At 36.6% G+C, this 26,519-nt stretch carries 19 protein-coding genes; 2 read left to right on the top strand and 17 right to left on the bottom strand.

Annotation, left to right across the window (positions count from 1 at the left end; genetic code table 11):
* Window positions 1-5: 5 nt before the first annotated feature.
* The 12 genes from C7390_RS05830 to C7390_RS05775 form a co-directional block, all read right to left on the bottom strand.
* Window positions 6-827, bottom strand: coding sequence for a hypothetical protein (locus C7390_RS05830; RefSeq protein WP_022503214.1), 822 nt, complete (start codon window positions 825-827; stop codon window positions 6-8).
* Window positions 824-1,888, bottom strand: coding sequence for a DUF5716 family protein (locus tag C7390_RS05825; RefSeq protein WP_090139913.1), 1,065 nt, complete (start codon window positions 1,886-1,888; stop codon window positions 824-826). Before C7390_RS05825 ends, C7390_RS05830 begins: the two co-directional genes overlap by 4 nt.
* A gap of 31 nt (window positions 1,889-1,919) precedes the next feature.
* The gene (locus C7390_RS05820) at window positions 1,920-5,477 is read right to left on the bottom strand and encodes a DUF5717 family protein (RefSeq protein WP_055306147.1); all 3,558 of its coding nucleotides are present in this window, start codon (window positions 5,475-5,477) and stop codon (window positions 1,920-1,922) included.
* 5 nt (window positions 5,478-5,482) lie between these two features.
* The gene (locus C7390_RS05815; RefSeq protein ID WP_022503211.1) at window positions 5,483-6,805 is read right to left on the bottom strand and encodes a replication-associated recombination protein A; all 1,323 of its coding nucleotides are present in this window, start codon (window positions 6,803-6,805) and stop codon (window positions 5,483-5,485) included.
* Window positions 6,806-6,882: 77 nt separating this feature from the next.
* A complete protein-coding gene (locus C7390_RS05810) occupies window positions 6,883-8,121 on the bottom strand; it encodes a D-alanyl-D-alanine carboxypeptidase family protein (RefSeq protein WP_318255790.1) in 1,239 nt (412 codons plus the stop codon).
* A gap of 110 nt (window positions 8,122-8,231) precedes the next feature.
* On the bottom strand, window positions 8,232-10,040 hold the full coding sequence (locus tag C7390_RS05805) for a hypothetical protein (protein WP_116443767.1): 1,809 nt from the start codon (window positions 10,038-10,040) through the stop codon (window positions 8,232-8,234).
* Between the two features lie 15 nt (window positions 10,041-10,055).
* A complete protein-coding gene (locus C7390_RS05800) occupies window positions 10,056-11,450 on the bottom strand; it encodes a glycine--tRNA ligase (RefSeq protein ID WP_456362874.1) in 1,395 nt (464 codons plus the stop codon).
* Between the two features lie 144 nt (window positions 11,451-11,594).
* Window positions 11,595-12,200, bottom strand: coding sequence for a TatD family nuclease-associated radical SAM protein (locus tag C7390_RS05795; protein WP_022503207.1), 606 nt, complete (start codon window positions 12,198-12,200; stop codon window positions 11,595-11,597).
* Window positions 12,201-12,312: 112 nt separating this feature from the next.
* Complete coding sequence (locus C7390_RS05790) at window positions 12,313-13,140, bottom strand: pyridoxamine kinase (RefSeq protein WP_022503206.1); 828 nt, start codon at window positions 13,138-13,140, stop codon at window positions 12,313-12,315.
* Between the two features lie 93 nt (window positions 13,141-13,233).
* A complete protein-coding gene (gene recO, locus C7390_RS05785; protein WP_116443766.1) occupies window positions 13,234-13,974 on the bottom strand; it encodes a DNA repair protein RecO in 741 nt (246 codons plus the stop codon).
* A 15-nt stretch (window positions 13,975-13,989) separates the two neighbouring features.
* Window positions 13,990-14,967, bottom strand: a complete 978-nt coding sequence (gene era, locus C7390_RS05780) for a GTPase Era (RefSeq protein WP_082421519.1) — start codon at window positions 14,965-14,967, stop codon at window positions 13,990-13,992.
* A gap of 28 nt (window positions 14,968-14,995) precedes the next feature.
* Window positions 14,996-17,971 carry an insulinase family protein gene (locus tag C7390_RS05775; protein ID WP_116443765.1) on the bottom strand — a complete coding sequence of 992 codons (2,976 nt, stop codon included), beginning with the start codon at window positions 17,969-17,971 and terminating at the stop codon, window positions 14,996-14,998.
* A gap of 308 nt (window positions 17,972-18,279) precedes the next feature.
* Here C7390_RS05775 and rfbD point away from each other — a divergent pair, with 308 nt between their 5' ends.
* On the top strand, window positions 18,280-19,119 hold the full coding sequence (rfbD, locus tag C7390_RS05770; RefSeq protein WP_022503202.1) for a dTDP-4-dehydrorhamnose reductase: 840 nt from the start codon (window positions 18,280-18,282) through the stop codon (window positions 19,117-19,119).
* Between the two features lie 3 nt (window positions 19,120-19,122).
* Complete coding sequence (locus C7390_RS05765; protein ID WP_022503201.1) at window positions 19,123-20,415, top strand: dicarboxylate/amino acid:cation symporter; 1,293 nt, start codon at window positions 19,123-19,125, stop codon at window positions 20,413-20,415.
* A gap of 134 nt (window positions 20,416-20,549) precedes the next feature.
* Here C7390_RS05765 and C7390_RS05760 read toward each other — a convergent pair whose 3' ends face one another.
* The 5 genes from C7390_RS05760 to hrcA all read right to left on the bottom strand — a co-directional run bounded on the left by C7390_RS05760 (window position 20,550) and on the right by hrcA (window position 26,475).
* Window positions 20,550-21,191, bottom strand: coding sequence for a bifunctional 4-hydroxy-2-oxoglutarate aldolase/2-dehydro-3-deoxy-phosphogluconate aldolase (locus C7390_RS05760; protein WP_022503200.1), 642 nt, complete (start codon window positions 21,189-21,191; stop codon window positions 20,550-20,552).
* Window positions 21,192-21,320: 129 nt separating this feature from the next.
* On the bottom strand, window positions 21,321-22,451 hold the full coding sequence (gene dnaJ, locus C7390_RS05755) for a molecular chaperone DnaJ (RefSeq protein WP_022503199.1): 1,131 nt from the start codon (window positions 22,449-22,451) through the stop codon (window positions 21,321-21,323).
* A 193-nt stretch (window positions 22,452-22,644) separates the two neighbouring features.
* Window positions 22,645-24,525, bottom strand: a complete 1,881-nt coding sequence (gene dnaK, locus C7390_RS05750) for a molecular chaperone DnaK (RefSeq protein WP_116443764.1) — start codon at window positions 24,523-24,525, stop codon at window positions 22,645-22,647.
* Between the two features lie 190 nt (window positions 24,526-24,715).
* Window positions 24,716-25,357, bottom strand: coding sequence for a nucleotide exchange factor GrpE (gene grpE / locus C7390_RS05745; protein WP_022013298.1), 642 nt, complete (start codon window positions 25,355-25,357; stop codon window positions 24,716-24,718).
* A 17-nt stretch (window positions 25,358-25,374) separates the two neighbouring features.
* Window positions 25,375-26,475: a heat-inducible transcriptional repressor HrcA gene (gene hrcA / locus C7390_RS05740; RefSeq protein WP_022013297.1), complete on the bottom strand. Its 1,101-nt coding sequence runs from the start codon at window positions 26,473-26,475 to the stop codon at window positions 25,375-25,377.
* Window positions 26,476-26,519: the final 44 nt, after the last annotated feature.

Genomic DNA, 26,519 nt, shown 5'->3' with positions numbered 1-26,519 from the left:
TCTTATCACCTCGCAGTATATTTATAATAATCCTGTTTCCAATTGGTAAGAATATCATCTAATACTTTATGATACCCTGCCACATCTCCTGCATTTTTATACTTCTCTGTGTCATTAAGCTTTCTAATCTCGTCCTGATACGCAGCATTATCCATAAGCTGTTCTATCTTTCTTCTTATGATATACTCCTCCTCTGGCACATCTTCATTAATAACACTTCCGTCTTTATCCATAAACCACTTTGCCGCAAGGTAACACTTGTATGAATTCTTATGCTGTCCTATCTCATATGCTTTCATAAAGCTGTATGAAGCCTCATTATATAAGAACATTCTTGCAAGTGCAACACCCATATTATGGTACACACCTGCTAAGAACGCTGCCGGGGCAGCATTGCTGTATTCATCTATAATCTGCTTATAACAGTCAACCGCCTTATAGAAGCACTCATTAGAAAGAAAACTGTCCCCTCTTAATCCAAGTCTTTCATAAGCATTCTGATTATCAAGCGTATTCAGTATTTCGCTTATCTTTTCAATCTGTTCCAAAGAATAATAATCAACTGATTTAAGTATTGTGACAAGCATACTTGCCAACAGCTCATTATTACTTTTCATTATGGTTAATCTCTGGGCAAGTGCTGTATTTCCCACTTCATCCCTAAGAAATGTTATAAGCTCATCATTGATAAAATCATTAGTAAGTATATATATATTATTGTAAATATAATAACACAGTTCTTCTTCTGTATACAATCTGATACCTGACTGCATTATATATAAAGGATTGTCTGCAACCTTCCCCCTGCACAAAATCATTGCACTCATACATCTGCCTCACTTAAATCCAGTTCTTCAACTATAACACTATCCGATGCCTGATATATCTCACCAAAACCAAGGTCTTTTACTGTAACAATACATTTATCCTGTGAAGATGCCTTTACATTCATTGATATTCTTGTTGTCTTTCCTTCCCTGTAAGGAATAGAGCTTATATCAACCTGCTTTTCTATATATTTTCCGTCCGGCCATATAATCTGGAAATTTATAACCGACACATCTTCAATAATAAAATCAATTGTTCTTTCTGCCATATACCAGTTAGTTCCCATTTTGACAATTCTAAACTTCATAGGACGTCCGTGTTCTGATATATCCGTTTCAATATCAGCTTTTATCCTGCCATCTGTAAGAAGGCACACATTACCAAATACCTGTGGAGATATATACTCCAACGCTGCAAAGCACGCACCTCTTACATATAAATTCTGCCCAACAAATGCTTTTCTTCCCGCAACTAATACTTTGGTGAATTCATCTGGAAGCCTGTCCACATCAAATCCCATACCTGTAAGATATACACTTGAAGCCCTGTGCTTCTTAAAATATTCTGTCATATACAAGGTAACGGAATGTGAAGCCTTTTCTATTGTACTTCCTTCAGGCTGGCTTAATGTATGCTCCTGTAATATGTACTGCATATCACCAATCTTATTGCAGTACAATCTGTATACATCAATTCCCGAAGCATTGTAATCCATAAGCACTGTACCATTCTGATAAAGTTCCTTCTTCTGGCTGTACGCATAATATGCAAAGCTTTCTATTCTGCTTATTATCTGGTACTGCTCATTTGCAACACCTGCATTGTACAGCTCCTCCTTTACAATCTCCAGTGTATCTTTGGTAAAATCAGGAACAACAACACATATAGAAGCTACACTGCTGGCATTTTTCTTATTAATAACAGCTTTTATATTCTCTGATAAAGTTTTGTCTTTTTCGGTATCTGCTGCCACTGGTGCTTTTAACTCACTGTCATACACACACATCTGTATATTATCCTCAAGCAGCTCCACTCCTATTATCAAATCTGTATCGTTCATAACTATCTCCATTCTTAGCAGGAATTTAGTCTTACTGCCTCATATTCTCTGGTACAAACAACTGCTTTGTCACATAATCTTCTACTGCATAGCTTTCCATAAGCTTCTTTAATGTAACCATATCCCTTAGCTCCTCGCTTGCAAGACATTCATTAATTGCATCAAATCTGCCCTTATTATCTCCATCATTAAGGTTATCGTACAATATGTTATATTCCTTCGTATTAGTGTCTGTTCCAATTGTATAATTATATATAACCTTGTCGTTATAGAACAATGAAAGTCTGTATGTAAATACTCCGCAGTTATCACATTTCATAACTGCACTTGCATATTCTTTAGCATCATTAACTTTATAATTAATGACAACTTTATTATCAGGATTGCCATAATACTCAATCACTGTAACACCACATGCATTATACGGTATATTAAGAACACCATTAAAACGTTTATAATAATCATAGATTATCTCTTTTGCACATAATTCATCAAGAATCTTCTGTGCTGTGTCTTTAATATCTGGTTTATTCAATTCTTTTATATTCTCTGATACTTTTTTAAGCCACGCAGCAAGGCATATTACAGGAATACCAATCTTATCTTTGTAACATTCTTTTACAACCGTAAATGTTATGTCACTTACATTTTTTCCTTTAATAAAATATAAAAATGAATTATAAGCTATATATGCTTTGGCTATCAGCTGTGATGCACCTTTATTATAATAATCTGTAAATACCTGTGTAAGCTTATCATAATAATCTTTATCCTGAGTAAACATATACTGTGAGATAACCCTCTCAGAAAGATTTTTAATATTTACGCCAAAATCAGATGCACTCTTCCACAACCTGTACATATCCTTGTCTGAACCATTATAATTATCAACCATATATTCAAGTACCAGCTCATTATACAGATGATTCCTGAACACATATTCACACAATATATCTTTATAGCTTTCCTTATTAACCGAAGCAGTAAGCTCGTGTACTATGAACTTAAACATCTTGCCTGCTGGAACTATTGTATAGCCGTAGCGTTCCATAAGTTCCCTTGCCTCATAATACATTCCGTACTCCAAAAGTATTTCAATAAGCCCCTGTGCCGTATTGATATCAAGACCATCTTTAATAAGGTCACTGTACTCATCATTAAAGGTTTCACCTTCATAATATTCTTTATAATATTCAATAAGCCACGAATTAATAAGTTGTCGGTATTCGTATGTAACTCCTTTAACCATCGCCGCTTTCTTATATATAGATGGTGTATCCGCATTATATATATGCTTCTTTCTGCAATAATCTGCTCTGAATAAAGCTATATATGGCTCTTCAATGTCATATTCATCTAACAATGTTATATCCAGTGGTTCTTCTAATATCTTTTCTATCTCATAATTGACAGTGTTTCTTCTTATAACTCCGTCCGTACAGATAAATGCCATAGAACAGTTAGAGATATAAAGCGGAATATATATATCATTGCCTGTCATCTCATATATTGCAGGCTCTTTCATATAGCCGCATTTTACTATAACAGCTTTTACTTTACTGCAATCAGCAGTTACACGATACATAAATCTTAACTTAACCGCATATTCTGCTGTTTCATTATTGATAAGCTGTGGCTTTAAAAATTGTCTGTAAAGATACATAAGGTCATTATTGATACAGCCGGCCTTTAACTGCTCATAAAGATACAGTTCTATCATCTGCTCGTACGAATCATATATATCCTTATAGAATGCTTTATTATAGACAACATTGGCATATAAGAAGGACTTCCATTCATAATTAATACCTGAATCATATGTAAAATACAAAAGGACAATTCTTGGAATTCTCACCTTTATATCTTTCTTTATGCTTGCCATATAGAACTCATATAATCTTGTTATTCTTATGCCTCTAAGAACCGCTTTCTCATAAAATGGAAATGCTTCCTCACCAGCTATTCCTTCCCTTACCATATGTGATATTAATACTTCTAATATGTCATCTTCTTCATATATTGTATAAAGTTTTTTTAATATCTCTATATTATCTTTATTAGTAATTCTTTCATTGGCAATTACAGCCGCTGCCTGCTTTGCAAGCTTTTCTGTAATCATATTGTACTTTATACCAAATGCTATCACCTGAATCTCAAATCTGTTAAACAGCCTTAACAGCTCTGGCTGTGCATTATATATATTAAGTGCCTCTAAATACATAACCGGGCTTATACAGCCATCATTAAAGCAATCCTTTATTCTTATAAGCTTAATGCTCTTGTTATTCTCAGACTGTCCGTCTATATAGAATAATATCCACAAAAGCACCCAGCTGTCATATCCGTGTTCATAACACTCTGTAACTATCTGGGCTACATCTGATGTATATCCTGCATCTTTTCTTTCAAGCGTGCTTACATAAAGGTAAAGACTGTATAACTCAATATGATTATCAACATCGCTTAATACCCTGTCCTTAATGTTCTCAAGAATTCTGCTTCCATTGTAATCATCACCTGATATAAAATTAACACCAGCCTGCAATACGTCAAATATTATGTCCGATTTCTTCAATCCACGAACTCTGTCAAGAATTTTATTAGTGTTAATAACCCATTCCTGCTTGGTTATGCGTTTCATTCTGAACTGGAGATATTCTGCTGTAAGCCTGCTCTTTGCAGTTCTTATCTCTCTGTGTTCATCAAAGCCGCTGTCATTAACAATCTCTTTTCCATTTATTGTAATCTCTATTACTTCCTGATGACTGTAAGAGCTTATTATAATATACGCATAGTTATTGCCTGCATGAAGAAGCTTATCATCTATTATATAATCCAGCTCATATACATCACCTATGAAATCATCAGAAGTTATTATTCCTCTTTTCATCTTAATAAATGGTGCTTCACACTGTACGTCAAGCTTTATATAGCCCCAGCCGTTCTTTTCTATAATTATGCTGTCCTTTTCGTTAGCACCATCTATATTATAATCTCTTATATTATTATCAACACTGAAAGTAAGAGCAGACTTTTTCTTAATTGCTATTAAGAACTCCTCCATTGACTCATATACATTTTCTCTGTCATACAGGACATCGTAAAGATTATTTAATACATCATCACCCTGTAAGAATATTTTTTTGAATTTATCGGATCTGTATAAGCTTACTGCTTCTTCTTTATTAACCTGCACAAGATTAGTAAAATGGAACAGGTTATCCGCTTTTCCAAGGCTTGTATCTACTGTTTCTTTAACTGCTGTAAAGCTGTATAATACCTCTTTCTCTCCAGCATTAGTAACAAGCGTGAACTCTCCTTCTATGCTGTCCCCCTCTGAAAGTCCCCTTGCATCTATAACGTATTTAATATCACTGTCTTTTCCCGCAAATGACGGTGTAAGCACTGTCACCTTGGCATTATCAGAGTATACTACCCCCTTAATTACATCTTGCGCCTGTATATGAAATTCTGCATTATGTATTGTGTCACAGATAACATCTTCTATAATAACATCATCAGGTTGTATTATATCTGGAATGTCATATCTGAACTTTCCTCTTGAAAGTCTGTTAATATACTCTCTCATCAGTTCTACGTCTCCGAATTAATCTTTTTTAAATGTGTCTTTATCTGCTTCTCATAGCCATTATCTGTTGGTTCATAGAACTTTACGTCCTCAAGTCCATCAGGTAAATACTGTTGCTTCACATAGTGGTTAGGATAATCGTGTGCATATTTATAACCTATGCCGTGTCCTAACTTTGAAGCACTCTTATAATGTGCATCCTGCAAATGTGCCGGCACAGGTGCTGTCTTGGTTGTCTTAACAAGTTCCATAGCCTTGTCAACTGCCATATAACAAGAGTTGCTCTTAGGTGCACAGGCAACATATAACGCCGCCTGTGAAAGAATTATCCTTGCCTCCGGCATACCTATCCTCTCAACTGCAAGTGCTGCATTCGTAGCAACAACTAATGCGTAAGGGTCTGCATTGCCTACATCTTCACTTGCACATATCATTATTCTTCTTGCAATAAACTTTATATCTTCACCTGCATATAACATCTTTGCCAGATAATAACTTACTGCATCAGGGTCAGACCCCCTCATACTTTTAATAAATGCTGATATGGTATCATAATGATTATCACCCGTCTTATCATATCGGACAGCCCTTTTTTGTATACACTGTTCTGCTGTCTTTAAATCTATATGTATAAGTCCGTCATCTGACCTGTCAGTTGTAAGTATTCCAAGTTCTATCGCATTAAGTGCACTTCTTGCATCGCCATTTGCTATATCAGCAAGAAACTCCAAAGCCTCATCATCTATGTCAGCCTTGTAGCTTCCCATACCTCTTTCTTTATCGTATACAGCTCTCTTTAGTATCTCTTTGATATCTTCCTTTGACAATGGCTTTAACTCAAATATTATAGACCTTGAAATCAAGGCTCCATTAACCTCAAAATATGGATTTTCTGTTGTTGCACCAACAAGCACAATAGTTCCGTCTTCCACGAATGGCAGAAGATAATCCTGCTGCCCCTTATTAAACCTATGTATCTCATCTACAAAAAGTATTGTCTTCTTACCATACATTCCAAGATTATTTTTTGCCCTCTCTACAACATCTTCCATCTCTTTCTTGCCTGCTACTGTAGCATTAATCTGACAGAAATCCGCACTTGTCGTATTGGCAATAACCTTGGCTAATGTAGTCTTTCCAGTTCCAGGAGGTCCATAAAATATAATAGAGCTTAATTTATCCGCCTTTATAGCCCTGTATAAAAGCTTATCCTTACCAACAATATGCTGTTGTCCTACAACTTCTTCCAAAGTTCTTGGTCTTAATCTCATCGCAAGAGGAGAATCATTCTCCTGATTAGTCTTTCGCATATAATCAAATAAATCCATAATTGTGTCCTTGTGATTCCCTTAATGAATATTATTTAATAATATAGCATATTATACGGCAAATGGCACTACTTTAATTAAAGTAAGCTTTTAAATATTTTCTTAACCGTGTCCATAAAGCCTGCTGTATCAACATTTTCGCAGCTTATTATCTTAACACTTCCAATATAAGCCTCATTGTAATAATATTTAATAACGCCTACCTCATCACCCTCTTTTAATGGAGCTTTAATATTATCATTGATTATGCACTCCCGTCTTATATCATCATTGTTATATTTATTAATGAACATATATGAATAGTCTTTTTCCTTTGTTATCTTAATCTTATCCTGCCTGCCCGATGAGATTTTAATGCTCTCTGTATCAAGCGGTTCTTCATCTTTATATATACTGCACACACTAAAACCATAATTAAGAAGCGTTATCGCATCACTGAATCGTATCTTGCTTGTCGGTGCCGCCATAACAACTGCTATAAGATCTATTCCGTCTTTATTGGCTGTTCCTGAAAGGCAGCAGCCTGCCTTGCTCGTTGAACCTGTCTTTAAGCCTGTGGCATAGGCATACTGTTTCATAAGCTTATTAGTATTGGTAAGCACGAAATCCTTCTCGCCTTTTCTTGTAATGTGTGTTATGCTCTCCATCCATATACTGCTGAATTCTTTTATCTGTGGGTGGTTATTAATAAGCTCCCGGCTCATAACCGCTACATCTCTCGCACTTGATGTATGTCCGTCTACATCAAGTCCACAGCAGTTAATAAAATGTGTGTTGCTCATTCCTAGTTCACGGGCTTTCTCATTCATTTTATCAACAAATACATTCTCTGCCCCGCTTATGTGTTCTGCCATTGCAACACAAGCATCATTAGCACTTGCCACCGCTATACACTTAATCATAGTCCTGACACTCTGTATCTCTCCCGGCTCAAGGAACACCTGGCTTCCGCCCATTGAAGCCGCATATTCCGACACAGTTACCGGGTCTTCCATATTAATGCTTCCGTCCTCTATTGCCTCAAATATAAGTATAAGCGTCATTATCTTTGTTATGCTTGCAGGTGCAAGAACTGTATCGGCATCCTTTTCATATATTACCTGTCCTGTCGCCGCCTCCATAAGTATCGCAGAAGGTGTATCTATGTCTGGTCCTGATACTTCCTCTGCACAGCAAAAAACAGGTACAATAACAGCCGTAGTAATTAACATAATTATGGCTGTTATTATACCTGTAATTCTTTTTATATGTCCTGTTCTGTCCTTATGTCCTGCTTTATCTGAATATTCTGCTAACACTTTCATATATCCGGACATAATAATAACCTCTTATAACATTTGTTATTATATATGTCCTTATATACCCTATTATACCTTAAAGTCTTAGAATAATGCTGTAATATCTGTTCCATTAATATACAATTGTTTTAATGTGTTCCAATCCACAGCCTGTCCACTGTTCCTATCTGGCTCTTTGAACCACCCTTTAAATCGCAAGAATATAATGTCTTATCAGAACCATAATAATACAATCTCTTTCTGTAAAGACTTGTATCAGATGTATTAACTGTATCTGTAACATTTCCCATAAGCACTTTCTTAGCTGATGGTGTCTTTAAATAATACTGTCCGTCATTATCTATATAAGTAATAGACTCTTTTGTATTATTAATAAGCGATAAGCTTCCGTCCTTCACATTCTCTGCAATAACAGTCTTATCACCCTTTAATGCATTGATAAGCTTTGCCTCTGAATTAATGTATACAAGTTCACCCGATGCTTTTAAGAATACTATGTTCTGCATATTTCCTATGCTGCCAAGTTCTTTCTTATCTGACACCATTCCGTCTTTATACTTTGCATATGACACTTTTTTATTACCTACCCAGTATATGTAATCATTCTTACTATCAATAATATATGTCATATTAGCACCATCAATGCCATCAAGCTGCTGTGCCAAGCCATTCTTAACACTAACAATATAATTATTGTCCTGTGAATTATATATATATTCATCAGCCTTGTCAGATGTATTCAGATGTCCTGCACCTTTAGTATACACACCATCTGTATCACTTAATGGATATATATTATCCACATTATCTGCCACATATGTCTGCTTCTTATTGCTATAATTGTACTGATATAATCTGTTATCACTATCAAGTATTATAATTGTATCGCTGTCACTGTATACATATGCCTGCGTAAGACTGGCTTCTATTGTATCAGTCTTTCCTATAAGACTTCCTGAACTTTTATCATTGGTAATCTCTGCCATAGACAGCTTAAGTCCACCTGTCTTTCCTGTGTCATTGATAGTTTCTGTTTCTTTGTAAATAATTGTGCCTTTATCTGAAATATAATATATCTCGTGTGCATATATATTATTTACAACTTCCACACTTCCATCCTGTGACCATACATATAATGAATATAGCTCATCTTCATCATTATACACATCTGCCGCATAATACTTTCCATCCGGACTTGCAGCACTTGAAACCACACTGTCCTTAGATATATTTTCCGGCCATTCCGGCGTATAAAATGTAACTTCATCAAGACCAAATAATGCATCCTTAACATCACATATATACTGGCTTTCAAGTGAAGATACATCATATATGCGGCTTCCATCACTCATATATATATATGAATTCTTCCTTAACAAAACAGCCATAATTAATGAAATAGCAGCTATCGCCACTATAACTATGGCGACAGCTACTCCTGCTTTCTTATATGAATGTTTTGTCTGTGGTCTTATCCTGCTATCCATCTTAATATTATTATCTGCCTTAACATTATTATCCGTCTTAGCATTATTATTTTTTCTGGTCTTAGCCTTTTCCTGCTGGGCTTTTCCTTTAGCTTTACTGGCAAGCTTTTCACTTCCAGCCTTTAACTTATCAGCCACATCATTAAAATCAACTTTAGTTATATCAAAGACACCTTCATCATAATTCTTTACCTTATTCGAACGCTTCTTTGCACGCTTTCCCTGCTGTATTGTCTTGCCATCTTTATCAGATTGTTCTGATTCACAAGACAAAACATTGCAAGCTTCTTCTGCACTGTCTAAGACCTTCTGTATCTCTTTTCTTGCCAGGCTTTCTTCATATGCTTTACGTCTAGCCATATAGTCACTGCTGTTAATCTTAATTACAGGTCCATTACATCTGGGACACTCATTGCCCTCATATTCTGTTCCACATTTAACACATTTCATAAATTAATACCTATATTAAAATGTAAACTTGTCTTCAAAATATGCCTTAAGATCAGAAATCTTTACTCTTTCCTGCTGCATAGTATCTCTATCTCTTACTGTTACAGCATTATCTTCTTCTGACTCAAAGTCATATGTTATGCAGAATGGAGTACCAATCTCATCCTGTCTTCTGTATCTCTTACCGATATTACCTCTGTCATCAAATTCACAGTTGTAATACTTAGAAAGTTCTGCATATACCTTCTCTGCACCTTCATTAAGCTTCTTAGAAAGTGGAAGGATACCAACCTTGACTGGTGCTAATGCTGGATGGAAATGAAGAACTGTTCTTACATCTCCTCCTTCAAGTTCTTCCTCATCATAAGCTGCACAGAGGAATGCAAGTGTCACTCTGTCCGCACCAAGTGATGGTTCAATAACATATGGAATATACTTTTCCTTAGCTTCGTCATCAAAGTATGACATATCCTCGCCAGATACTGTCTGGTGCTGTGTAAGGTCATAATCTGTTCTGTCAGCAATACCCCATAATTCACCCCAGCCAAATGGGAATAAGAACTCGATATCTGTTGTTCCCTTAGAATAGAAGCAGAGTTCTTCTGGTGAATGATCTCTTGCTCTCATCTCATCATCTTTAATTCCAAGTGCCTTAAGCCAGTCTATGCAGTACTGTCTCCAATAATTGAACCATTCAAGGTCTGTTCCAGGCTTGCAGAAGAACTCTAATTCCATCTGCTCGAATTCTCTTGTTCTGAATGTAAAGTTACCAGGTGTAATCTCGTTACGGAATGACTTACCGATCTGTCCAATACCAAATGGCACTTTCTTTCTTGATGTTCTCTGTACATTTTTAAAGTTAACAAATATACCCTGAGCTGTTTCTGGTCTTAAGTATACTGTATTCTTAGCATCTTCGGTTACGCCCTGAAATGTCTTGAACATAAGGTTGAACTGTCTTATATCTGTAAAGTTGTGCTTGCCACAAGTTGGGCAGCATATATTCTTCTCATCAATAAAGTTCTTCATCTGTTCCTGTGACCATGCATCAACTGAACCTTCTATCTCATAGTTATTCTCATCTGCCCAGTCTTCAATAAGCTTATCAGCTCTGAATCTTTCGTGGCAGTCTTTACAATCCATAAGAGGATCAGAGAAACCGCCAAGATGTCCTGAAGCAACCCAAGTCTGTGGATTCATAAGTATTGCACAGTCAACACCTACATTGTATGGGCTTTCCTGTACGAACTTCTGCCACCAGGCCTTCTTAACGTTATTCTTAAGCTCAACACCAAGGTTACCGTAATCCCATGTATTAGCAAGTCCACCATAGATTTCTGAACCCGGATACACGAATCCTCTTGCCTTTGCTAAAGCTACTATCTTTTCCATTGTCTTTTCCATATCAATAATCCTCCTAAAGATACAGATGCCATCTATTGATAAGGTGATAATGTACTTAACACATATACACCATAATATTTCGCATCTTCACAATAATCTTTTTAATTCTATAACATTCCTTGTATAATTTCAACTGTGAATATCGTGTAATTATGACTCCCAGGGACGTATTCTATAAGAAGCACCTATCTTATCGCATATTATCCGGCACTGTGCTTCTTCCTCGTGTGATATAGTTGTGTCAACCGTTGTCATAACAACATTAAGCCCATTGGCGACGCATTTCTTCGCAAAATCTATCATCTCATCAAATGTCTTATCACCGAATTTACTTCTTACAAGCTTGTTATACTCATCCTTATCAGGATTGTTAAGACTTATTGATACAGTATCTATAAGACCGGCCATTTCTTTTGTTATATCTCTTTCATTGATAAGGTTGCCTGCTCCATTAGTATTGATTCTGATTGGCTTATTATTGTAAGTCTTTTTAATAAATGCTGCTACCTCTCTTACCTTATCCCAGCTTTCTGTAGGCTCACCAAAACCACAGAATACTACTTCACCAAAATCATCAAGATTCCATTTGGCGAATTCATCTATAACTTCACTTACAAGAGGTTCTCTTTCAAGCCATAATCTGTCCGACTCGCCAATTCTATCCATAGTCTGTCTAAGACAAAATGTACAGGCAAATGGACATTTATTAGTCATATTAACATAAAGATTATTATGTACTTTATATAATATCTCCATAATTGTTCTCTCTTTCTTTTATTAAATCATCTAACATTAACATTCTTCTAATTATCTCTCATTATTATCAGACGTCTTAAATATCAAGATATTTTAATATCTTATCCATTAATCATCTTAATGTTGTAAGCAGCTCCTCAAAGCACACTCCGTCAGTAACTGGTATCTCTAATTCTATTGATTTCATTATGCATTTCTTTATGAACTGTGAAGCCTTTCTTACTGATTCGTGGAAATTAACTTTATTAACTGCATCTGCTGCAATTATCGCCGTAAATATATCACCGGTTCCAGACCTCTGTGTTCCAACCTTAGTTGTCTTAATCTCATATCCGCCACAGCCGTCCTCATAACAATAGTTAGCAATATATGTACCTCTGACAATTCCTGTTATAACTATCTTTGAAGGTCCCATATCTGATAACTGCTTAGCGATTATCTCAAGCTCTTCATTACCGTACTCTGCATTATATTCCCTGCCTGTTAATATACAGGCTTCTGTAAGATTAGGTGTAAGAATATTGGCATAACTTACAAGCTTTTTCATCTCTTCGCAGGTTTCTTTAGTATATGTAGCATACAGATTACCGTAATCACCCATAACAGGGTCAACAACAACTATATTATCAGGTGTCTTAAATATGTCAAAGAAATATCTGACTATCTCAATCTGTTTATGAGAACCTAGAAAACCTGTACATATTCCATCGAATTTAAGATTAAGCTTCTCCCACTCCTTTATATAAGCCGGCATACTTTCTGTAAAGTCTTCAAAATAAAAGCTTTCAAAACCTGTATGATTAGACAATATTGATGTTGGCAGTGGGCAACACTGCACTTTAAGAGCTGATATAATCGGAAGCTCTACAGCTATAGAACATCTTCCAAAACCTGAGTAATCATTAATAGCTGCTATCTTTTTCTGGTTATTATGACTCATAAATCTTCCTTCCTATCATATATTTAACTTTAATCAGTAATATCTTAACCAATATAATATTAAAATTAATATCTTCTTAAAACCTATATACTCTTAACCAATATCAAGCATTTCTTTGGATTTGAAATGTTTATCAAATGTGATAAATTCTATTCTATTCACCACCTTTTTAAGTTCCTTTAGCACATCAGCTTTTACAACAAAGTTAAACAGCTTTGTAAGTGGTGCTGTAATAATATACTGTAATGTATACAAGGTTGAAGATTGAAGCACTATTCCGTCACCCGACGAGGCAGCACACTCCACGCAGTACATTCCATTTTCCTTATATGAATATAACTGTAACTCCTTCTCACTTCCACAGCCTGCACAGCTAAAGAAATCCGGACACTCTCCATTAACGGCTATCAGCCGTATCTCATATATATATCTTACAAGTTCATTGGGTAATGATTTATTAACCAGTGCCTTAAATGCAACATATAAAAGATTAATCATATCTGCGGCATCAAGATTTTCCCTGCCATAATATTCTGCCAGCTCCGCAAAATAATATCCGTACAGCACACCATCAAGATCGCTTACAAGCTCTTCAAAATAATTCGTAACATTGGCTTTCTGTATTGTGTAAGAGTCCCTGCCCCTGTACACCTCGAATGTTCCAAATATAAATGGTCTTGTAACTCCTATAAGGTGGCTGTTAGGACGTCTTGCTCCTTTGGCAAATGCCGCTATCTTACCAAGCTCCCTGCTGAGTATGACAACACGTCTGTCATAATCTCCAACAGGCATACTCGACAATATAAATCCTGTGACAGAAACTACATCAGCCACCCTGCCACCTCCGGATTAATTCTGTGTCTTGTTATCTTTCTTATCATAGCCAAAATTCTTTATAAGAATGTCGCTGTCTCTCCATTCCTTCTTAACCTTCACCCAGAGTTTAAGATTAACCTTATTGCCAAGTTGCTTTTCTATCTCATACCTGGCATTAGTTCCTATCTTTTTAAGCATTTCACCACCCTTGCCGATGATAATACCCTTATGTGAATCTCTTTCACATATTATTGTTGCATCTATATCTGTAATCTTGCCTTTAGATGACTTTCTGTCTTTAAATGTATCTATAACAACAGCTATTCCGTGTGGAATTTCTTCATTGAGGGCATGAAGTGCTTTCTCTCTTATAAGCTCTGCAACAATCTGTCTTAATGGCTGGTCTGTAACAGTATCTTCATCATAGAACATAGGTCCATAAGTAAGATACTTGAATATTGTTGTTACAAGGTCATCAACATTACTGCCATTTCTTGCTGATACTGGAATTATCTCATCAAATTCAAGCTCTTTATTGTAGCAGTCGATTACAGGAAGTATCTCCTCTTTCTTTACAGTATCAACCTTGTTGATTACTAATATCTTAGGTGCATTTACCTTTTTTAACTTCTCTATAATATGCTGCTCACCTGCTCCGATATATGTTGTTGGTTCTACTATAAAGCACACAACATCAACTTCATTAATAGTCTTCTCAGCAGCTCCTACCATATATTCACCAAGCTTATTCTTAGCCTTATGGATACCCGGCGTATCAACAAATACAATCTGTCCTCTCTCATCTGTATACACTGTCTGTATCCTGTTTCTTGTTGTCTGTGGCTTATTAGATGTTATCGCAATCTTCTGCCCTATAATATTATTCATAAGTGTAGACTTGCCAACATTAGGTCTTCCAATAAATGTTACAAATCCCGATTTCACATTGTCGTTGCCAGAAGCAGCACCGCCGCTTATTCCACTGGCTTTAAGCATTTCATCTAAATTCATCGTATTCTCCTTATATATCCAATATCATTTATCCGATAAGAGGCTTTATTTCATCAAATAAATCTGCTGCCTCATTAATCTGCTTCTGGTTACCTACTACGCATAAATAATTCTGCCCAACTGCTGATTCTATAAGTGGAGCAAGTTCTCTTATACTCTCAACTGTCGCATCAAGAACTTCTTCCCTGTCTTTTCTTAACATATCTTCTGTGCAATTGCACATATAATGTGTAAATGACCTGCTGCCAATAGCTGATGGTGTAAGAGGTGCATCTATCTCTCCAATGGTTCCTATTATGAACTTAACCATATCTCTTCTGCTGACATCAAAATTCCTTATATAATCAGCCGCACCCTCGTATATATCGTTAGTCTTTTCAAGATTAGGATCCCTGTAAGATACCATATAGAAATCACCATTTCTTGATGAACCACTCATGCAGCCGTAAGCTCCACCTTTAACCCTTACATTAATCCAGAGATAATCATAAGAGAATATAACCTTTAACACTTTAAGTGCTCCTGTATACTTATATCCGTCTTTTACGAAATTACCACATCTTGCAACATACTGAACTTGTGATGCTGATGTGTATCCAGTCTTTACATTAACCGGTATAAAGCTTCTTACTGCTGTATTATAATGTTCATCTTTGATATTACAGCTCTTGGCTGACAATGCCTTGACAAAGCAGTCATAGCCTTCATCATCTGCTGTAAGGCTTACTATAACATTATCCTTATTGAATATATATCCAACAAGCTTATTAAGCTTATCCACTATCTGTGTCTTATTCTGCTCAAATTCTTCATCAAGCTTCTTAATGAACTCATAATATTTGTAACCCCTTAATATATCTGAGTAATAAGCCGACTCTGAGAACTGTGCGCAGCACTCTAACATAGCAATTGAATGACCCTGCCCCATAAGAGAAGCTTCTAGTCTTGATTTAATTCTTGCAATTATCTCCTTTAATCTCTTATAGTCATCAAATCTGGTATTATACATAATCTCTTCCATCATACCAAGAACAAATGGAACTTTCTCATATAATGCCTTACTCTTAACCTCATATACAATTGTATTCTTACTAAAATCAACCTTATCGCTATATAGAGCTGTTCCTGTTGCAAGACCACCGCAGTTAATATTAATCTCGTTAGTAAGCTCTGGATAAGTATAATTCTTAGTATCCATAAGACTTAATGTTGAGCCTAACAAGCCCATATATGGTATAAGTTCATCTGGAACACACTTAGTGTCAAATGACATATTAATATATGCAATCTTATTAGTAAATATATTATGGTGTACTATCTTAATTCCATCAACACTCTTGACATCATTATAATCCTTAGCAGGCTCTCTTTTAATGTCTGACAGCTCAAGCATTGGTATCTTTTCAAGATCTTCCTGACTTGATGGAGTATCCTGATATTCCTTTAACTCCTTTGTCTTTTTAACAAGCTCTTCTAATTCGTCATTAGTCAATGTGCTCTTATACTCTGCAAGCTTGTCCGCTTCCTTCTGTTCCTTTTCCTTCTCAAGTCCATATTCAGGCACAAGGCTTATAATTGACTTGTGGTTATTATCAAGAAGATATTCTTTTATAAGCTTCTCAAAATATCCATTTCTGGCATTCTTCTTTAACTCATCAAATGTATCTCCCGCCTCTATATGGATAAATGGCTTTGTTTCATCATATAACCAGCTATCCATCATAGTAAGATAATACATAAGTCCCTTTGGATATGGACCATAATCTGCTTCCCTGTATTTGAATTCGTAATAATTAATTCCAGCTTCTATTGTTCTTTCATTAATTCCGTCCTTAACAAGCTTTTCTAATGTGTCATTGATAACTGATACAAATCTGTCCTGCTCCTTAGAATTAGAATTCTTGGCAACTATTGAATATACAGGCTGGTAAAGTGATGTCTCATAACTTGAATATACATCAGTGCTTATACCTGCATCTAAAAGTGCCTGCTTAACAGGTGCTCCCGGTGTCATAACAAGTGCATAATCAAGTATCTGGAATGCAAGATAAAGCTTGGCATCAACAGAAGTTCCAATAACTGCATTATATGAAAGATAAGTATTATCCTCTAATGACTCATCTTCTGTTATGGCATAAGGCTTTGTTTCATATACAGGCTTGTCAAATGCTGCCTGTCTTTCTATATTGGCATGAATATCAACATCTGATACATCAAAGTCTGATAGATATTCCCTGTCAAGATATTCAAGTCTTTCATTAACGTCCATATCGCCATAGATATATATATAGCTGTTAGATGGGTGATAATATTCCTTGTGGTACTTAAGGAAATCCTCATACTTAAGTTCTGTTATAATCTCAGGGTCACCGCCCGATTCATTCTTGTATACAGTATCTGGGAATAATGATACAAATGTATATCTTGAAAGCACGTCATCTGGTGATGAAAATGCCCCCTTCATCTCATTAAATACAACGCCATTATACTTGATATCATCATCTGCATTATCAAGTTCATAATGCCAGCCTTCCTGCATAAATATCTCTGGCTTTTCATACATTGCAGGATAGAACACTGCATCCATATATACATCCATAATATTCTTAAAGTCAGTATCATTACAGCTTGCCACTGGATATACTGTCTTGTCTGGATAAGTCATAGCATTAAGAAATGTATTAAGTGAACCCTTGCACAATTCAACAAATGGATCTTTAACAGGATATTTTCTTGAACCACACAATGTTGAATGTTCAATTATATGCTGCATTCCTGTATCGTTAAAAGGTGGTGTCTTAAAACCTATTGAAAATACCTTATTATTATCATCATTAGATATAACGACAACCCTCGCTCCTGATTTCTTATGTCTTAATATAATACCTGCTGAATTAAGATCTTTCAATTCTTCTTCATGGACAATATCATATCTTGCATTACTGCCACTTATTATGTCTGATTTATTCAATTCTTCTATCTTCTTTTTAACGTCAAAACTCATCTCATAACCTCATCTAATCAATAAAATCAATATACTTATATATTGTACCATACCTTGCCAATATTGTAATCTATTTATATAATTTTTATAACCAGCAATTATTTATAACCTGTTAAAATCTTATGGCATAATTTTCATTTTTAAAATACTTGCCAAATACCAAGTTTATTGTATAATTAATTGTTTGCATATAAACATATTATAATATAAGCTGTCCCACTTATTCTTTAACATATATTATATGCAGCTAAATTACAAATTATATTTAATGCACTATGCGAAAGCGTTAGTGCTGGAATGGAGGTTATATGGAAAAAATATGGATTACCGGTGCCAAAGGCCACGTTGGTACTGCACTTTCTGCTCTCTTAGACTGCCGTGAGTATGAAATATTCCCTACTGATGTTGACGAAGTCGATGTTACAGACCTTGAAGCTGTCAACAATTATGCAAGAGTTAATCGTCCTGATATCATTATCAACTGCGTTGGTTACAGTGATGTTGCAGGCTGCGAAACTAATCCTGACAAAGCATTTGCGGTAAATGCTGTAGGAACACGAAACCTTGCTGTTATGGCACAGTCTATCGGTGCAAAGCTAATTCACATATCTACAGATGATATATTCTCTGGTACAGAGGATCATTCTTATAATGAATTTGATACACCTAATCCTAGAAATATATATGGTAAAAGTAAGCTTGCCGGCGAAGCTTATATACAGTCTTTCTGTTCGCGTTATGTGATACTAAGAAGCAGCTGGGTATATGGAATAGGACAGGATTTCCTTAACACTGTACTTTCAGCAGTTAAAGATCCTTCTGTAAATGAACTCACTGTATCTGAATATGAATATGCGTGTCCTACAAGCGCTTCTGAGCTAGCCAGAATTATTGAATATTTCATTAAAAATGAGTGTCTTGGAATATACCATGCTGTATGTCAGGGCTCTTGCAGCCGTCTTGAATATGCCAGGACTATTCTTGAATATGCCAATGCAACAGACAAGTTAAAACTTGTTCCTGCCAACAATAATAAACCAGTATATTCAGTTCTTGATAATATGATGTTAAGACTTGAACACATTGAACAGCCTAAGAACTGGAAAGATGCGCTTAAAGAATATATTAATTTATCAGGAGGCTGCTAAAGAATGGAAAAATCTTTAAAAAACACAAAAAAGCCTATGGGGCTTTCTACTAAGATATTCATAGCACTTATAGCCGGTGCAATAAGTGGTGTTTTAATCCACTATTTTATGCCAGCAGGCTATATCCGTGATTCAGTTATCGTTGAGGGTGTCCTCTATGTAATTGGACAAGGTTTTATCCGCCTTATGCAGATGCTTGTAGTTCCACTTGTATTCTGCTCACTTATATGCGGAAGTATGGCTATCGGTGATACTAAGACACTTGGTAAAGTAGGTATTAAAACTATTCTTTTCTATCTTCTTACTACTGCTGTTGCTGTATCAGTTGCATTATCAGTTGCTATGCTCATCAATCCTGGTATTGGCGTTACAATTGAAAATGTATCTACAAGCAGTGTAACTATCACTGAGAAACAACCACTTACACAAACACTTCTTAACATAATACCTAAGAATCCTGTTGAATCACTTGCAACTGCTGATATGCTTCCAATTATCGTATTTGCATTATTCGTAGGTATTCTTTTAGCGAAAATGGGTAATAAGGCATCAACTGTAGCTAACTTTTTCAGTCAGTTCAATGACCTTATGATGGAAATGACTATGGCAGTTATGAAGGCAGCTCCTATCGGTGTATTCTGCCTTATCGCAAGAACATTTGCTAATATTGGTTTTGACGCATTTGTTCCAATGCTTAAATATATGGGCTGCGTAATACTCGCACTTGCTATCCAGTGCTTCGTAGTATACCAGTTACTTTTATTTCTCTTTACAAGACTTAATCCATTTAAGTTTCTAAAGAAGTTCTTCCCAGTTATGAACTTCGCATTTACAACAGCTACATCAAATGCAACAATTCCGCTTTCAATCAACACACTTGATAAAAAGCTTGGTGTAAGCAAGAAAATATCATCTTTCACAATACCACTTGGTGCTACCGTTAATATGGACGGTACATCAATTATGCAGGGTGTTGCCGTAATATTCGTAGCACAGATATTTGGAATTACACTTTCTCCATCTGACCTTGTTACAGTAATTATAACAGCTACACTTGCTTCAATCGGAACAAGTGGTGTGCCATCTGTAGGTCTTATAACACTTGCAATGGTATTCCAGAGCGTAGGTGTTCCAACAGAAGGTATTGCCCTTATTATGGGTATTGACCGAATTCTTGATATGTTAAGAACAGCCGTTAATATCACTGGTGATGCTGTATGTACAACTATCGTTGCTAATCAGGAAGGCCTTGTCAATAAAGAAACCTTTAATTCTGATGTTACTGTAGATAACTAATTATCAATAAATATTTATTAATATTATGAGCAAAAGGGCTTCATATACCTGTCACACAGATATATGAAGCCCTTTTAAATAATATTATTCAATTGTCATCTTAGCGATAATCTGAATTATGTAGCCTGAACTAATTACTTAGAACGGATTTCCTTAACTAAAGCAACTGCCTCAGCTGTCATATCCTTAATCTTATCGAATTCTCCAGCCTTGATTAAGTCACCCTTAACCATCCAAGAACCACCACAGCAGAAGATCTTATCGCAAGATAAGAATTCTTCAAGGTTAGATGTATTGATACCACCTGTAGGCATAATTCTTACTGTTGTGTAAGCTGCACACATAGCCTTAATCATCTTAATTCCGCCTGCTGCTGTAGCTGGGAAGAATTTAACTCTTGTAAGACCTCTCTTAACTGCCTGAGCAAGTTCAGATGGTGTTACGATACCTGGCATTACAGGAATATTCTTAGAGATACAGTAATCAACGATTTCTGGATCAAAACCTGGGCTTACGATAACTGAAGCACCAGCTGCTACAGCTCTGTCAACCTGCTCTGTTGTAAGTACTGTACCTGCTGCAAGTACCATATCTGGATATGCTTCGTGCATAAGACGGATAGATTCCTCTGCTGCTTCTGTACGGAATGTAACTTCTGCACATGGAAGACCACCTTCTACTAATGCCTTAGCTAATGGAAGTGCGTCCTTTGTATCATTCAATACTACTACTGGAATTACTCCAAGTTCTTCAAACTTATCTGCTATATTACTCATTATAATAATAGCCCCTTTCTTTTAATTATTCGACTGATACTTCTCAGTGTCTTTGATTATATCATAATTCTTTAAAAACAACAATGAAATGATATATTTCGTTTGTATTTTTATAAGAACTTTATGCATTTATTTAAAGAAGCCCTTCTTCTTTGGATGTTTGTGTTCCTCTCCTGTAAGTGTCTTATCATATTCCATAAGTGCTTCTTTCTGTTCATTATTAAGCTTTGTAGGAATATCAACAATAAGTGTAATATAATGATCTCCTCTTGTCTGAGGATTTCTTAATGTTGGCATACCTTTGCCTCTGAGCCTTACTCTTGTGCCAGAAGCTGTTCCCGGCTTAACTTCATATATAACTTCACCATCAACAGTCTTTACCTTGACTTCTCCGCCAAGAACTGCTGTAGGATAGCTTATTACAACATCTGAGAAAATGTTATATCCATCTCTCTCAAATGCTGGATCTGCTGATATCATTACAGCTACTAATAAATCTCCTCTTGGACCGCCATTAGTACCTGGCTCGCCCTTGCCCTGAATACGGACACACTGTCCATTATCAATACCAGCAGGTATATTAACTTCAATTGTCTTCTTGCTGCTTATATAACCTGTTCCATAGCAGTCTGGACACTTTTCTTTAACAATCTTACCTGTTCCGTGACAATCTGGGCAAGGCTGTACGCTTCTCATCATTCCAAGGAATGACTGCTGTGTTACTGTTACCTGTCCACGTCCGCCACATTTCTTACAAGTTTCAGGACTTGTTCCCGGCTTTGCACCTGTTCCGTGACACTTAGAACATTCATCCTTAAGTGTTACATCTATCTTCTTCTTAGTTCCTGTAACTGACTCAGCAAATGTAATTCTTACATTAACTCTTATATCTGCACCACGTCTTGGTCCGTTGCTGTTACGTCTGCTGCTTGAACCTCCTCCGAACATGCCACCGAATATATCACCAAATATATCGCCCATATCACCGAAGTCAAAATCAAAGCCGCCACCGCCAGCTCCACCTGCACCGCCTTCAAATGCTGCGTGTCCGAACTGGTCATACTGTCTTCTCTTATCTGCATCACTAAGAACTGCATATGCTTCTGATGCTTCCTTAAACTTAGCCTCAGCCTCTTTATCTCCCGGATTCATATCAGGGTGATACTTCTTAGCTAACTGTCTATATGCTCTTTTAATTGCTGCATCATCTGCGTCCTTAGGCACACCAAGGACCTCGTAATAATCTCTCTTTTCTGCCATATAGGTTCCGCCTTTCTATACCCGAAAGGAGTCAGGTACCCTGATATGAGTCCTGACTTCCTTTCTGATTTCATCTATAATTGTCAAGTCTTAAGAAGTCTTTATATAACTCCATAATTAATCATTGTTAATTGCATTAACTCTGATATTATAACCTTCAATAATCATAGACCACATCATATATATCACTTAATTATACTTCCTTGTAGTCACCATCTACAACATCATCACCATAAGGTGCGCTTCCCTGTGCATTATCAGCACCTGCGCCAGCTCCCATATCAGAACCAGCACCGGCTGTGCCTGCACCCTGAGTTGCTTCATACATCTTAGCAAAGAGGTTCTGTGCTGATGTCATAAGCTTTTCTTTAGCTGCCTTAATCTCATCAACCTGAGCATCTGTCATATTCTCAGCATCTGTTGATTCAACAAGTGACTTAAGTGCGTTAAGGTCTGCCTCAACATTTGCCTTGTCGTTAGCATCAAGCTTGTCGCCAGCTTCATCAAGAGCCTTCTGTGTCTGGAATACCATAGAGTCAGCTTCGTTACGAACTTCGATAGCTTCCTTACGCTTCTTATCCTGAGCTTCGAACTCAGCAGCTTCCTTAACAGCCTTATCGATATCTTCATCAGACATATTAGAACCAGCTGTTATTGTAATATGCTGCTCCTTGCCTGTTCCAAGATCCTTAGCAGATACATTAACGATACCATTAGCATCGATATCAAATGTAACTTCAATCTGTGGAACACCTCTTCTTGCTGGAGGTATACCATCAAGTCTGAACTGTCCAAGTGACTTGTTATCCTTGGCAAACTGTCTTTCACCCTGTACTACGTTGATATCAACGGCTGTCTGGTTATCAGCAGCTGTGGAGAATATCTGGCTCTTCTTTGTAGGAATAGTTGTATTTCTCTCGATAAGTCTTGTAGCAATACCACCCATTGTCTCAATTGAAAGTGAAAGTGGTGTTACATCAAGAAGAAGGATATCACCAGCACCGGCATCACCAGCAAGCTTACCACCCTGAATAGAAGCACCGATAGCAACACATTCATCTGGGTTAAGTGACTTGTTAGGTTCGTGACCTGTTAACTGCTTTACTTTATCCTGTACAGCTGGAATTCTTGTAGAACCACCAACTAATAATACCTTTGAAAGTTCTGAAGCTGTAAGACCTGCATCTGAAAGTGCGTTCTTAACTGGCTCAGCTGTCTTTTCTACTAAGTCGTGTGTAAGTTCATCGAACTTAGCTCTTGTAAGTGTCATATCAAAATGCTTTGGACCTTCTGCTGTTGCTGTGATGTATGGAAGGTTGATGTTAGTCTGCATAGCACTTGATAATTCCTTCTTAGCCTGCTCAGCAGCAACCTTTAATCTCTGAAGTGCCATTGTATCTGTAGAAAGATCTACGCCTTCCTTAGCCTTGAAGTCATCTAACATATACTGTGTAATAGCATTATCAAAATCATCACCACCAAGTCTGTTGTTACCAGCAGTAGCAAGAACTTCGATTACACCATCACCGATTTCAATGATAGATACATCGAATGTACCACCACCAAGGTCATATACCATAATCTTCTGCTCGTGTTCATTATCAAGACCATAAGCTAAAGCAGCAGCTGTAGGCTCGTTGATAATTCTCTTAACATCAAGGCCTGCAATCTTACCAGCATCCTTAGTTGCCTGTCTCTGTGCATCATTGAAGTAAGCTGGAACTGTGATAACAGCTTCTGAAACTGTCTCACCAAGATAGCTCTCAGCATCAGCCTTTAACTTCTGAAGAATCATAGCTGATATTTCCTGTGGTGTGTACTTCTTACCATCAATATCAACCTTGTAATCTGTACCCATATGTCTCTTGATTGAAGAAATTGTCTTATCAGCATTAGTAACTGCCTGACGCTTAGCAGGATCACCTACTAATCTTTCTCCGTTCTTTGTAAATGCAACTATTGATGGAGTAGTTCTGATACCTTCTGTGTTAGTAATAACAACTGGCTTACCACCTTCCATAACAGCTACGCATGAATTAGTTGTACCTAAATCTATACCAATAATCTTGCTCATAATTATCTTCCTTTCTATGTCTTATATAGACATACTGTTTAATAATATCAATTCTATTTGTTACAAGTGTGTGTATTGTTCTGATAAGCCCTAAGCCTGTAAACGACTTCTTTCTATATCACAACTACCCACATACTTTACTTCTGGTAAAAGCTCATACCATTATACATCAACTAAATATTCTGATGTATTAGTTAGCAACCTTTACCATACTGTGGCGGATAACCACATCTCTATATGTGTAACCCTTCTCGAACTCTTCAACGATAATATTCTCGCCCTGAGAGTCATCTTCCACGTGCATAACTGCATTATGAAATTCAGGATTAAACTCTGAACCAACTGCCTCGATTGGCTTAACCTGTAAGTCTTCAAGCATCTTAATTGTCTGCTTGTAAACCATATCCATACCTTTGGCAAATGGTGTTTGTAACTCTTCCTCTGTCACTGACTTAAAGCCGCGTTCAAAATTATCTACTATCGGAAGAAGTTTCTTTACTACATCCGAAGCTCCCATCTCGAACATTGCTGACTTTTCTTTGTCAGTACGCTTTCTGTAGTTGTCAAACTCAGCCATCTGACGCTTCAAACGATCTTGTAAATCCTCAATCACAGCGTCCTTCTGGTCCTTTTTATTATTTATATCAACTGTTTCCTCCGCTCCTTGCGCATCACTTGCGTTGTCAGATTTCTCTGCCTTCACATCTGCGTCAGACGAGCCCTGAGCTTCTACAGTATCAGCGTCTTTATCTGTATCTGATGTAACATCTGTATCATTAATATTAACATCTGCTTCATCAACATTATTAATGTTATTATCTTTCTTAGACACCTTATCTCCTCACCTTTCTATGATTTCTTGAATACATCATCCAACTGCGTCCTCATATTCTTCAAGGTTTCCACAACCTTTTCATAATCCATACGCTTTGGACCAATAATACCAATTGTACCCTTCATTCCATCCTGTAATTCATATGTTGCTGTTACAACGCTACAGTCTTTCATAGATTCAATCGGTGTTTCATTTCCTATATATACCTGAATACCATTGTTGGAACTACTATCCTGTTCATCAACACTATTGTCATCATCAACAACAAGATCTGACAGGCTCTGCTTTTCCTCCAAGGCATATATAAGCTCACTGGCTTTGGTTGAATCACTAAGTTCTGGATACTTGAATATGTTGGTTGCACCGCTTGTATATATCTTTAAATCATCTGCGCTGCTTATTGTATCAACAATCGCATCAAGAACTTCTTTGACAAGATTAATATGTTCTCCTGCCTGATTTTCCATCTTTGAAACAATGCTCAAATTCATCTGTTCAAGAGTAAGCCCTGTAAGTGTTGTATTAATAAGAATGTTAAGCTTTAACAAATTCTCCTGTGACAAATCCTCGCTTACTGTTATCACCTTATTCCTTATAAGATTGCCTTCCATAACTATTACGGCTAATATCTTATTGGCTTCAAGCTGTGATAACTGAACGAACTTAAGCTTATTGCCTGTTACCTTAGGTGTCGTTACCATAGTTGCATAATTAGTATCTTTGGCAAGAACCTTGGCAACATTCTGAAGAAGCTCTTCTACCTTTTCAACCTTCTCACCTAACATATCCTTCATTGAACTTAATTCCTGTTCTTTAACAGCAACCTCGTTCTCTCTGTTGGTTATGTTCTGTTCTTTCTCAGACATCATATCGTCTACATATAATCTGTAGCCTTTATCTGTAGGAATTCTTCCTGCTGATGTATGTGGCTGAACTATATACCCAAGCTCTTCCAGGTCTGCCATCTCATTCCTTATTGTCGCGGAACTAAGCTTCATGTCTGTGAACTTAGATATCGTTCTTGAACCAACTGGCTCGCCTGTTTCTAAGTAGTTCTTAATGATTGCTTTAAGTATCTTTACTTTACGCTCATCAAGCTGTTCATCAAGCCCCATGACATACCTCCTTTTCTTTGTTGTTAGCACTCAATAATTAGGAG

This window comes from Bacteroides galacturonicus (assembly GCF_003096855.1).
Taxonomy (GTDB): domain Bacteria; phylum Bacillota; class Clostridia; order Lachnospirales; family Lachnospiraceae; genus Lachnospira; species Lachnospira rogosae.
The sequence above is the reverse complement of the archived record's forward strand: the minus strand, read 5'-3'. Positions and strand labels throughout refer to the sequence as shown.

Bases quoted from the DNA above. Each gene is read 5' to 3' on its own strand.
- C7390_RS05805 (WP_116443767.1), bottom strand. From the start codon at position 10,040: ATGAAATGTGTTAAATGTGGAACAGAATATGAGGGCAATGAGTGTCCC.
- C7390_RS05760 (WP_022503200.1), bottom strand. From the start codon at position 21,191: ATGAGTAATATAGCAGATAAGTTTGAAGAACTTGGAGTAATTCCAGTA.
- C7390_RS05820 (WP_055306147.1), bottom strand. From the start codon at position 5,477: ATGAGAGAGTATATTAACAGACTTTCAAGAGGAAAGTTCAGATATGAC.
- C7390_RS05795 (WP_022503207.1), bottom strand. From the start codon at position 12,200: ATGGAGATATTATATAAAGTACATAATAATCTTTATGTTAATATGACT.
- C7390_RS05825 (WP_090139913.1), bottom strand. From the start codon at position 1,888: ATGAACGATACAGATTTGATAATAGGAGTGGAGCTGCTTGAGGATAAT.
- C7390_RS05765 (WP_022503201.1), top strand. From the start codon at position 19,123: ATGGAAAAATCTTTAAAAAACACAAAAAAGCCTATGGGGCTTTCTACT.
- dnaJ (WP_022503199.1), bottom strand. From the start codon at position 22,451: ATGGCAGAAAAGAGAGATTATTACGAGGTCCTTGGTGTGCCTAAGGAC.
- era (WP_082421519.1), bottom strand. From the start codon at position 14,967: ATGAATTTAGATGAAATGCTTAAAGCCAGTGGAATAAGCGGCGGTGCT.
- C7390_RS05830 (WP_022503214.1), bottom strand. From the start codon at position 827: ATGAGTGCAATGATTTTGTGCAGGGGGAAGGTTGCAGACAATCCTTTA.
- C7390_RS05775 (WP_116443765.1), bottom strand. From the start codon at position 17,971: ATGAGTTTTGACGTTAAAAAGAAGATAGAAGAATTGAATAAATCAGAC.
- C7390_RS05815 (WP_022503211.1), bottom strand. From the start codon at position 6,805: ATGGATTTATTTGATTATATGCGAAAGACTAATCAGGAGAATGATTCT.
- rfbD (WP_022503202.1), top strand. From the start codon at position 18,280: ATGGAAAAAATATGGATTACCGGTGCCAAAGGCCACGTTGGTACTGCA.
- C7390_RS05810 (WP_318255790.1), bottom strand. From the start codon at position 8,121: ATGTCCGGATATATGAAAGTGTTAGCAGAATATTCAGATAAAGCAGGA.
- dnaK (WP_116443764.1), bottom strand. From the start codon at position 24,525: ATGAGCAAGATTATTGGTATAGATTTAGGTACAACTAATTCATGCGTA.
- C7390_RS05790 (WP_022503206.1), bottom strand. From the start codon at position 13,140: ATGAGTCATAATAACCAGAAAAAGATAGCAGCTATTAATGATTACTCA.
- hrcA (WP_022013297.1), bottom strand. From the start codon at position 26,475: ATGGGGCTTGATGAACAGCTTGATGAGCGTAAAGTAAAGATACTTAAA.